10 protein-coding genes are annotated in these 9,861 nt (G+C 41.8%); 4 read left to right on the forward strand and 6 right to left on the reverse strand.

The window, feature by feature from the left end; genetic code table 11:
- The first annotated feature begins 93 nt into the window (after positions 1–93).
- Both A5875_RS01675 and A5875_RS01680 read left to right on the forward strand, forming a co-directional pair.
- Complete coding sequence (locus A5875_RS01675) at positions 94–810, forward strand: MIP/aquaporin family protein (protein ID WP_088932007.1); 717 nt, start codon at positions 94–96, stop codon at positions 808–810.
- Positions 811–876: 66 nt separating this feature from the next.
- Positions 877–2,061, forward strand: a complete 1,185-nt coding sequence (locus A5875_RS01680; protein WP_088932008.1) for an acetate/propionate family kinase — start codon at positions 877–879, stop codon at positions 2,059–2,061.
- A gap of 93 nt (positions 2,062–2,154) precedes the next feature.
- On the opposite strand, the gene A5875_RS01685 is transcribed toward A5875_RS01680, so the two are convergent.
- From A5875_RS01685 to A5875_RS01705, 5 genes are all read right to left on the reverse strand, one after another.
- Positions 2,155–2,712, reverse strand: a complete 558-nt coding sequence (locus tag A5875_RS01685; protein ID WP_088932009.1) for a BMC domain-containing protein — start codon at positions 2,710–2,712, stop codon at positions 2,155–2,157.
- A complete protein-coding gene (locus A5875_RS01690) occupies positions 2,712–4,058 on the reverse strand; it encodes a 4Fe-4S dicluster domain-containing protein (RefSeq protein WP_088932010.1) in 1,347 nt (448 codons plus the stop codon). The genes A5875_RS01685 and A5875_RS01690 overlap by 1 nt, the downstream gene beginning before the upstream one ends.
- A gap of 43 nt (positions 4,059–4,101) precedes the next feature.
- The gene (locus A5875_RS01695; RefSeq protein WP_242551121.1) at positions 4,102–5,289 is read right to left on the reverse strand and encodes a phosphotransferase; all 1,188 of its coding nucleotides are present in this window, start codon (positions 5,287–5,289) and stop codon (positions 4,102–4,104) included.
- Between the two features lie 257 nt (positions 5,290–5,546).
- On the reverse strand, positions 5,547–6,023 hold the full coding sequence (locus tag A5875_RS01700; RefSeq protein WP_088932011.1) for an MGMT family protein: 477 nt from the start codon (positions 6,021–6,023) through the stop codon (positions 5,547–5,549).
- A 96-nt stretch (positions 6,024–6,119) separates the two neighbouring features.
- A complete protein-coding gene (locus tag A5875_RS01705; protein WP_088932012.1) occupies positions 6,120–6,647 on the reverse strand; it encodes a CDP-alcohol phosphatidyltransferase family protein in 528 nt (175 codons plus the stop codon).
- 162 nt (positions 6,648–6,809) lie between these two features.
- Here A5875_RS01705 and A5875_RS01710 point away from each other — a divergent pair, with 162 nt between their 5' ends.
- A complete protein-coding gene (locus A5875_RS01710; RefSeq protein ID WP_088932013.1) occupies positions 6,810–7,376 on the forward strand; it encodes an NAD(P)H-dependent oxidoreductase in 567 nt (188 codons plus the stop codon).
- Positions 7,377–7,412: 36 nt separating this feature from the next.
- Here A5875_RS01710 and mgrA read toward each other — a convergent pair whose 3' ends face one another.
- On the reverse strand, positions 7,413–8,411 hold the full coding sequence (gene mgrA / locus A5875_RS01715) for an L-glyceraldehyde 3-phosphate reductase (protein ID WP_088932014.1): 999 nt from the start codon (positions 8,409–8,411) through the stop codon (positions 7,413–7,415).
- Positions 8,412–8,654: 243 nt separating this feature from the next.
- On the opposite strand from mgrA, the gene A5875_RS01720 reads away from it, so the two are divergent.
- On the forward strand, positions 8,655–9,506 hold the full coding sequence (locus tag A5875_RS01720; RefSeq protein WP_088932015.1) for a DUF368 domain-containing protein: 852 nt from the start codon (positions 8,655–8,657) through the stop codon (positions 9,504–9,506).
- The last annotated feature ends 355 nt before the right edge of the window (positions 9,507–9,861 follow it).

Consider the following 9,861-nt stretch of genomic DNA (forward strand, 5'->3'; position numbering starts at 1 on the left):
CAGATGTATAGAGGAATGATATACGGCATGAAAAACAGACTTATTTTTCTACCAGAAAAATAAATACATTAATAAGAATAAGGAGGTCTCATGATGAATAGTCCTGTATTTGGTGAATTTTTTGGTACGGTTGTCCTGATCCTTTTTGGTTCAGGTGTTGGTTGTTCCGTCAATTTGAAAGGTACCTTGGCGAAAAATGTAGGCGCTAACTGGTTGTATATTGCTATGGGCTGGGGTGTTGCGGTTATGCTGGGTGTTTTAGCCAGCGGACATTTTGGTTCGCCGGGTCACTTGAATCCTGCGGTAACAATCGGTTTTGCAGTAGCCGGATCATTTGAGTGGGGGCAGGTTGCTCCGTTTATTTTGGCTCAAGTGGCTGGTGCATTTGTCGGAGCGTTGATTGCTGCGATTCACTTTTGGCCGCATTTTCAACAAACGACTGTGGAAGAAGGAAACAGCGTTGGAATTTTTGCTACTGGACCAGCAATTCCAAGCACCGCATTAAACTTAGTTAGTGAAATCATTGCTACTTGTTTCTTCGTATTAGCGATTCAATTAATGCCAGCTGATATTCCTCCTGGCTTGCAGCCATTGATGCTCGTATTCGTTCTAATTGGTATCGGTCTGTCACTAGGATCGACCACCGGATATGCGATCAACCCTTGTCGTGATTTTGGTCCACGGTTGATGTACGCTTTGATGCCGATTCCAAATAAAGGCGATGCTAATTGGGGATACGCTTGGATTCCGATTGTTGGACCAATCATTGGTGCCTGCATTGCGACGTTATTAGTAAAAGGTTTAGGATAAAATTTTGCTGCTGCTTCGTTATCTGTTCATCAGACGACGAAGCAGTTATTAGTAAGGGGGAAGAATATGGCAAACAAAATCATGTCCATCAATGCCGGTAGTTCTTCGTTGAAATTTCAGTTATTCGAAATGCCAGAGGAAGAATTGTTAGTAAAAGGATTATTTGAGCGAATCGGATTAGAGGATGAAATGATTTTTTCTTATTCGATGAAGGATGCAAAAGTTAAAACATCGGTTAAGGGAAAAACGCATGAAGAAGCAATTAATTTTCTGCTGCACTTTTTGTTAGAAAGAGATGTCTTAACTAGTTTGGCCGAACTTTCTGGCGTCGGACATCGCGTAGCCCATGGCGGTGAGGATTTCAAGACAGCCAGCCTGGTCGATCAAGAAGCTCTGAAAAAAATCAAAGATTTAGGCAAGCTAGCACCTTTGCATAATCCTGTGAATGCCGCTGGGATCGAAGCGCTGCAAAAAGAGCTGCCAGCTTGTCCTCAAGTTGCCGTTTTCGATACCTCATTTCATCAAACAATGGAGGCCAAAAATTTCATCTACCCATTGCCTTATCACTATTATGAAGAGGATAGTGTGCGGCGCTACGGGTTCCACGGGACCAGCCACCAATTTGTCGCTTCAGAAGCAGCCGATTATCTTGAGAAACCACTTGATTCGTTAAAAATTATTTCTTGTCATTTGGGCAATGGTGCGAGTATTTGTGGGATCAAAGAGGGCAAATCTGTGATCACCTCAATGGGCTTCACTCCGTTGGCGGGACTTATGATGGGGACACGCTGTGGTGACATTGATCCTTCGATTATTCCATTTTTGCAAAATGAAAAATATCTTTCAGCCAATGACATGGATAAATTGATGAATGGGGAGTCTGGTTTTAAAGGCGTGACGGGCTTCAGCAGCGATACGCGAGATATCATAAGTGAGGCTGAAAAGGGCAATGAACGGGCTAAACTGGCATTAGACATGTTTACAAGTCGTGTCAAACAGACGATCGGGGCTTATGCTGCGGAGTTGGATGGGCTTGATGTATTGATCTTCACTGCGGGAATTGGAGAAAATTCTTCTGTTATTCGCCAGATGATTTGTGAGGACTTAACGTTCTTTGGCGTTCAGATCGATCAAAACCAAAATCAGCAAAACAGCAGACGGATCAGTTCAGCGGCATCTTCTGTAGATGTGCTAGTCGTTGAAACGAACGAAGAATTAATGATCGTTAGAGATACGTATGCTTTGATTTAAGAAAAAGAGCTGGAGGCGGATGCTTCCAGCTCTTTTTGCAGGAAAATATTGCAAAAAAGCGCCATGGACTTGATAAAAATCCATGGCGTTTATTTATTGTATAAGGCTATCGATCAATTCTTGCCGCGGGTTAGACAAGACTATTTTATTGATAAGCATCGCTTGATCGTGGGCGCCAGCTGCACCAGCCTCAACCGCGGCTTTCACGGCGGCAACATCACCAGTCAATACTACGAAGGACTTGCCAGCGATACCTGTTCCAAGCTGAATCGCTAGAAGCTCAACATCCGCTGCTTTGACGGCAAAGTCGGCGGCAATAATTGATCCGGTGGCTGAATAATATTCTAGTACACCGACTGCCCGGATATTTTCTGGAACTCTACCAATGTTGATAGCTTGGATCACAGAAGGATTGATCCGTGGAATCACCAGCTCTCCAACCACGTAACGGCCGCCAAGCTCAACACCGACTTCCATCGATCGTTCGATTGCTGCGACTTGTCCGCAGATCATGATGTAGTATTTTCCAGGACAACTTGCTCGCGCCATGATTAATTTTGCGTCGGCTGCTTTCAGCATATAGTCAACAACCTCAATCCCTTTGGCGATACTGTTTAACTCTAAAAATCCGATCGTATCCATTATTTTCATTAGTTGTCCCTTCTTTCAATAGTAATGCTGGCGGCGACCGCAGTTACGGTACCGTCAATACTGGCATGAATATCTGCTCCTAATGCTTTTTCCGGCTTTCTTCCAATCAAATCGCCTGCTTTGACCTGATCGCCAATCTGGATGATCGGTTCACACGGTGCCCCAATGTGCATTTTTAACGGGATACTCACACGAGATGTTTCATATTTTTGCAGATCTTCGACTTTCAAATCGGCGTATTGCTTTAATCCATCCTTTAGTAAAATTTTGACTGGCGGAACTTGCTGGTATTCCCGCATCAAAGAAGGAGTGAGCGGCTGATCATTTTTCTGATAACGAATCCCTTTTTCGGCTAAGCGTTGCTTTACATATTTATTGACTTGCCGCGGCAGCAGATTCATTGGACAAGCGATTGCCTCACATATCCCGCATTCGCAGCAAAGAAGGGCTTCTTTCCAAATCGGATCATCATCGATATCCTCTGGAACTTCCGTAATCGTTAAATGGCGCATCACGCGATGTGGATGAATCGGATGTCCTATTTGATAACGAGGGCAAAGCTCGGCGCACAAGCGACATTGAATACAGGAGGAACGGGCTTTATTAATCATCTGAGGGATTTCTTTTTCAAGCAGTTCGTAGATAAAGTCCCGTTTCTCCATAATAATGATGCCGGAAGTTGTTTTAGTAACGACTTGCTGCGAAAAATCTTCTTGCGTTCCTGTTTTTCCCATCATCGGACCGCCGTTGATAAACATGAAGTCATCGATCGTCGCACCGCCAGCCAAGGCCAGACAATCATCAAAGGAGGTACCGATCGGAACTTCTAAGATTTTGGGTTCTTTAACTGCGCCAGTGATGGTCAATAATTTATGGGTGACGTTTTTTCCATGCTGGGCTTGATAAATATTCAGCATGGTAGAAATATTGGAAATGACGCAACCGACCTCTATCGGAATACCGCCAGGCGGCACTGTTCGCCCAGTGACCTCAAACACCATGATCTGTTCATCGCCTGCCGGATAAAAATTATTCATTTTGAAAATAGAAATCGGCGCATTTTGTGCTTGAATGGCAGTTTCTAAAGCATTGATCTCCTTTGTGTAATGCCCTTTTGTAGCGATCACGATATGTTCTGCTTCCAATAATTTGCCAACGGCTGCAATGGCTTGAATGCACTCATCCGCATAGTGGTTCATAACATAGTGATCGGTTTTTAAAAGCGGTTCGCATTCTGCCGCATTGATAATAAAATATTCTGCTTTTGTATTGTATTTTGCAGCCGTAGGGAAGCCCGCGCCGCCGCAGCCTACGATACCGGCTGAAGTGATTTGTTCCAATAGCATATTCGTTCCTCATTTCTTTAAGCTAAAATAAGAGCGTTTTCATTTATCGGGTTAAATTTTGTAAAAAACTATTTCTGGTTGCTTGGATCAATTCGCAAACGTCGTCAGTACTAGTTAAGTGATGTCGTTTTTTTAGTAATGTTTGTGCCAGCATCATGGAAAGTCCTTTGGCTAAAAAAATTGCTTGAGGATCTGTCAAGCTGTCAAAATCTGGAAATTCTCCCAGATTAGCGATCCGATTGATATTGGCCATCGCTAGGTAGCCCAGCGAGTCCTGCAGGATTTCTAAAAATCGATTTTGTTGGTCGCCTGCCGTATGGTCAGAAAAGTATTTGAAATACGTCTGGTAAATATCACGAATCACCTGCAGCAAAAAGGTACACATCGCATCATTGCCTCTAATGCTAAAGGCTGCATATTGCGAAAGAATATTTGCCAAGAAATAGCCGATGTCGTAGGAAAAAGGGCCGGTCATGGTATATTCCATATCGATTACTTTAAAGGATGTTTGGGAAACAAAAACATTGGAAGAATGGAAATCCCCATGGATCAAGCATTCATCCTTGCTGGAAATACAGGCAATCAATCTATTCCAATCATTTTGAAGCGGCTCATCCTGTAAAATCACATCCAGAATATCGAGTATTGCTATTTGATAGTCAGTTTTTTGTGTCTTATCGCCAACAGGCGGCTTCAAAATAAAATCAGTGATAATCGCACGCATATCTGAATTTTGAAAGTATTGCTTTAGGGCTTGCCAATACTCAGTCGAAAGTTTCATCTTTGATGTTGCTAAGTGTGTTCGGGCTAAATATTCCCCGACCTGTTTGCCTAATCGCGGAAACTGTTCTCCTCGACAAAGAGAAAAGCGCAGGACGGTTAGATAGGAGAGATCCTCCATAATAAAAAGGTGTGCCGCGGGATCTGCAAAGTAGGTATCCGGAACCATCTGCGGCGCCAAGCCTGCTCGCAGCTGATAAGTCATGTATTCTAAATAATTCCGTTTAGGATCGATCGGAGCCAGCGAAATGCCGCTGGAGATCGTCTTTTTTGAATGTTTGATGATATGTGTTCGATTGCCCTGTTTGAGGGTATAAAGGTAATTCAAGTAACCATCAACGTATTTGTCCTTTTCGTTGGAAAGAGCGGTCACGATGAGGGGACTAGTTTTATCAAAAAGGGTGGTTCGCTGAAGCAGATACTCAGGCAGAGTATATTCACTAATCTCCATCGTCTTCCTCCTGTTCGAAATAATGAATTTTGAATGTCATCTGCGAGGTAGCTGAGACATGAAAATAAAAAAGTGAACCTCGCAAAAGTCCTATCCTAACAATAATTTTATCGAATCATTGGGGGAAAATATATAATAAAAATATGCACTGTAAGGCTAATCAGTAGAAACCCTTTGATGACTTGGATCACGAGAAAGGCATCAAAAAAAATAAGCAAAAAAATACAATAAAAAAACCGTCTTCATAAAGAAAACGGCTATAACTCATACATAACTTCTTCGTAATTTTCAACATAATAACGGAAATTTTTTCTTCCGCGGCGAATGATCGTGTGACCTTCAGCCTCAAGCTTTTCTATCTGGGCTTCCACTCCGCCGGGATATTTTGGATTGATCTCACCTTTATTTTTTAGCGTTCGCCAGTAAGGCGTCAAGTCTGTATCACGCTGCTCGCTTGCCCAAGCGGCGATCGAGATAAAGATGCCGGCAGTGATTGGTTCGGTGAAATCACCGTCATTTTGTTTTGCTAGATATTCCCTGATTGCACCAGTCGTGATGATTTTTCCATAAGGAATTTTTTTCATCAGTGCATCATAATCCCGCGGGGGCGCAAAGTACATTTTTGTTCCGCCGTAGCGTTTGATCGTTGCCTCATCCGTAACGATCTGCATCTTCGGCATGTCCTTGTCTTCCTTCAGCATTGCATTGAAATCCTTTTGATCCTCATTTGCCATGAGGGCCACCTCCTAACATCTTAATAAGCTAGTCATTACGCGCGCAATTCCTATTACTAGTGTACCGAGTATAAAAACATCATGCAATGAGACAGTTTATTTTTTATTTAGAATAGTCGGCACATTTTTATCCAGTCTTTTTGTCGTTGTTACGATCAAAAGCTCTTCGATAGCGGACAAACTTCCACAGACCAAAAGAATGATGCCAAAAGGAGTGATAGGAATAATTAATAAGACGATGGGGAATAAAAAAAGCAGCAGTCCAGTTAGTTTATTCAAGTAGGTATGTAAGCTTGCGAACTGATGGAAACGAAAGTAGCCGATCAAATACGTGATGCAGCGAATGAGCACGATCACCAAAGCACCCCACAATAAAAAAGTGGGCAGTTTGATGGTAAGGATTATTTTCAAGACGACAACGATAAAGAAAAGCAGATCGGCCAAACTGTCCAGCAGAGTTCCAAAGCGGCTCGTCCAATTCATCTTACGGGCGATCCAGCCATCGAGAATATCTGTTACTCCGGCAAAAAAATAAAGCGGAAAGAAATATTTATCGGAGACCATTACTATTAATAACGAAGCCAAAATACGAAAAATTGTTAAAATGTTGGGAATATATTTCATGCGGTTGCTCCATTTTGTTTCAAACTATTAAAAGCATACTTAGTAGTAATTTTGATTTATAACTTAACTTTATCATGTTCTTAGCTTGTTTGAAATCTTACTGAAACCAAAATGTAATGAATTTGTGCTATTTTTGATAAAAAGGGTAAAGAGGAGACGAAAATGACAACAACATTGATTATTGATCATCCGTGGAAGGAAAGTTTTAATCATGGTGTGCTGAACAAATTAGTCGCAGGTTTGGAGCAAGATCAAAAAATCTATCAGGTGATCGATCTGAATAAGGACGGCTTTAATCCGGTCATGAAGGAAGAAGAATTGGCTGTATACAAAAGTGGTTCGGTTTTAGATCCTTTAGTGCTTCACTACATGAACCTGCTGCGGGAAACGACACAGTTGGTATTGATTTTTCCGATTTGGTGGTATAGCTCACCGGCAAGTTTAAAGGGCTTTCTTGATAAAGTGCTGCTGAATGAATTCGCTTTTTTTGATGGCGGCAATGGCATCCAGCCCTTATTATCGATTGATTCAGTGGTAGTTTTCACCACCTCCGATCAACCAACTGCGGGTTTGGAGCAGCGCTGTACACGAAGCTACAAGCATCAGCTGACGACGACTTTAGAAGATATCGGCATGCGTAATATTTCTTGGCATCATTTAGGCTCCGTGAAAAATTTAACCGAGGAAGAACGATTGGAATATCTTGATTCGGTTTATAGTAAATTATAGTAAAAATCGAAGCTCATTTTTTGAGCTTCGATTTTTTTAGTTTTTAGCTAATTTTGAAAGAATGTTGTCAATCTGACCAAGCTCATCTGGACTAAAGGTTAAATTATTTAAGGCTTTCAAATTGTCCTCCAGTTGACTTACTCGGGAAGCTCCGATCAGGACACTAGCAACAGTTGGCTGCCGCAAATTCCAGGCTAGAGCCATTTCCGCTAACGTTTGTCCGCGTTTTTCTGCAAGTGTGTTCAATTGATTTACGACATCTAAGGTCGCTTGAACATTTTCTTCTGTCAAAAATGGGCTGCCGCTGTGCGCTCGTGAATCATTTGGAATACCATTTAAGTAACGGTTCGTAAGCATTCCTTGGGCCAACGGACTAAAAGTAATCGCACCAAGACCTTCGTCTGCTAAAACATCGGTTAGGTCGTCTTCGATCCAGCGATCAAACATGTTATAGCGCGGTTGATGAATAATGAAGGGGGTTCTCAACTCACGAAAGATTTTAGCTATTTCGGCAGTTTGTTCGGCTGAGTAATTTGACACACCAACATACAAAGCCTTTCCTTGGCGAACCAATTGGTCCAACGCCAACGCCGTTTCCTCTAACGGTGTATCAGGATCTGGACGATGTGAATAAAAAATATCAACATAGTCTAAGCCCATACGTTTCAAGCTTTGTTCACAGCTGGCAATAATATATTTGCGAGAACCCCATTCGCCATAAGGCCCAGGCCACATATAGTAGCCCGCTTTTGAAGAAATAATTAATTCATCACGATAAGGCAGCAGGTCTTCTTTTAAAATTCGGCCGAAATTAATCTCAGCAGAACCTGCTGCAGGGCCATAATTATTCGCCAAATCAAAATGTGTAATGCCGTTATCAAATGCTGCTTGGACAATCTCGCGCTGTGTTCCAAAGTTGTCAACATCGCCAAAATTGTGCCATAAACCTAATGAAATTGCAGGAAGCTTCAGGCCAGATTTACCAACTCGATTGTAAAGCATTTTTTCGTAACGCTGTTCATTTGCTAAGTACATACATATCCTCCTAAAAATTTGATTTTGTTTTGAAAACGCCTACTTGAAATTATCCGCTTTTATCAAAGAATGTAAAGTGAAAAAGAGCAATCAATTTCTATAATGGTGATCAAATAATTATTACCCATAATCTCAAAACTTTCTTTAAGTTTTCGGCGTAAGCTCCTTAGTTGGTCTTGCGCCGCTTTCTTTTTATCGTTACACTGGCTAAGATGCAAATGAATTAGGAGGACTTATTTTTTTATGGAAAACGAAAAAGCAACACAGCCGAATAAAAGCGACTGGTTTTTACGCTTCATCAAAGGAATGTTTATCGGCTCTGGATTTATTTTACCGGGTGTCAGCGGCGGGGCTCTGGCGGCGGTCTTTGGTATTTATGAACGGATTATTTCATTTCTAGCCCACATTACTAAAAACTTTAAAGAAAATGTGTTATTTTTCATCCCAGTAGGATTAGGCGGTTTAGCGGGAGTATTCGTGCTATCGTTTGCAGTTAGTTTCCTGCTTGGAGAGTTTGAAACGATCATGCTTTGGTTCTTCGTCGGCTGTATCATCGGGACAGTTCCAGCACTTTGGAAAGAAGCTGGAAAGCAAGGGCGAGAAACGAAGGATTATGTTATTATCGCTATCAGCTTTGTTGTAGGTTTCTTGTTCTTATGGAAGGGCTCAAGCCTATTTGGTACAGTTGATCAAAACTTCTTCACTTGGATGATTGCCGGGGCTTTGATCGGTTTAGGATTGATCGTTCCAGGACTCAGTCCATCAAACTTTTTAGTTTATATGGGAATGTATAAGGCGATGGCGGATGGTTTCAAAACAGTGGATATGGGTGTAATTATTCCGATTGGAATCGGCGGATTAGTCACCGTTTTGAGTTTATCAAAAGTAATGGACTGGGTATTTAGCCATTTTTACGCACCGATGTATCATTTTATTTTGGGAATTGTTTTTGCTTCGACGGTCATGATCGTACCGACAGATTATAGCGGCATCGGCTTCCTTGGTTTCCTTGGTTGTGCGGTTTTATGTATTTTAGGGGCAGCTTTGGGCTGGTGGATGAGCCGTCTGGAAGAACGCTACGTTCCAGAAGATTAGAAATTCAACCTTTCATAAAAGAAACTTTTTAGCCTTATTGTTCAAGCGTTAAAAGAGTTCTTGCAGCCTTTTATTCAGAAGATTAGAAAAAAATTTGAAATTGGGGCTTGCAATTTTGATGAGAAGTCTTTAATATGGTGATAAGCATTTGGAATAGTAATAAATTTTACCGGCAGCAGAGAGTTGATTCACCGTCTGAAAGATCAACACGCCCTCTGGAATTTATGAACCTACCAAAGTTGATTGTTGCGAAAGCAGCACGCGACTCTAGCGTTATTGGAGCTGAAAGTTGGGTCAACATAGTTTGGCCAAGCAAGGTGGTACCGCGAAATTATCCGTTTCGTCCTTACAATAT

The organism is Enterococcus sp. 3H8_DIV0648, from assembly GCF_002140655.1.
Taxonomy (GTDB): domain Bacteria; phylum Bacillota; class Bacilli; order Lactobacillales; family Enterococcaceae; genus Enterococcus_A; species Enterococcus_A hulanensis.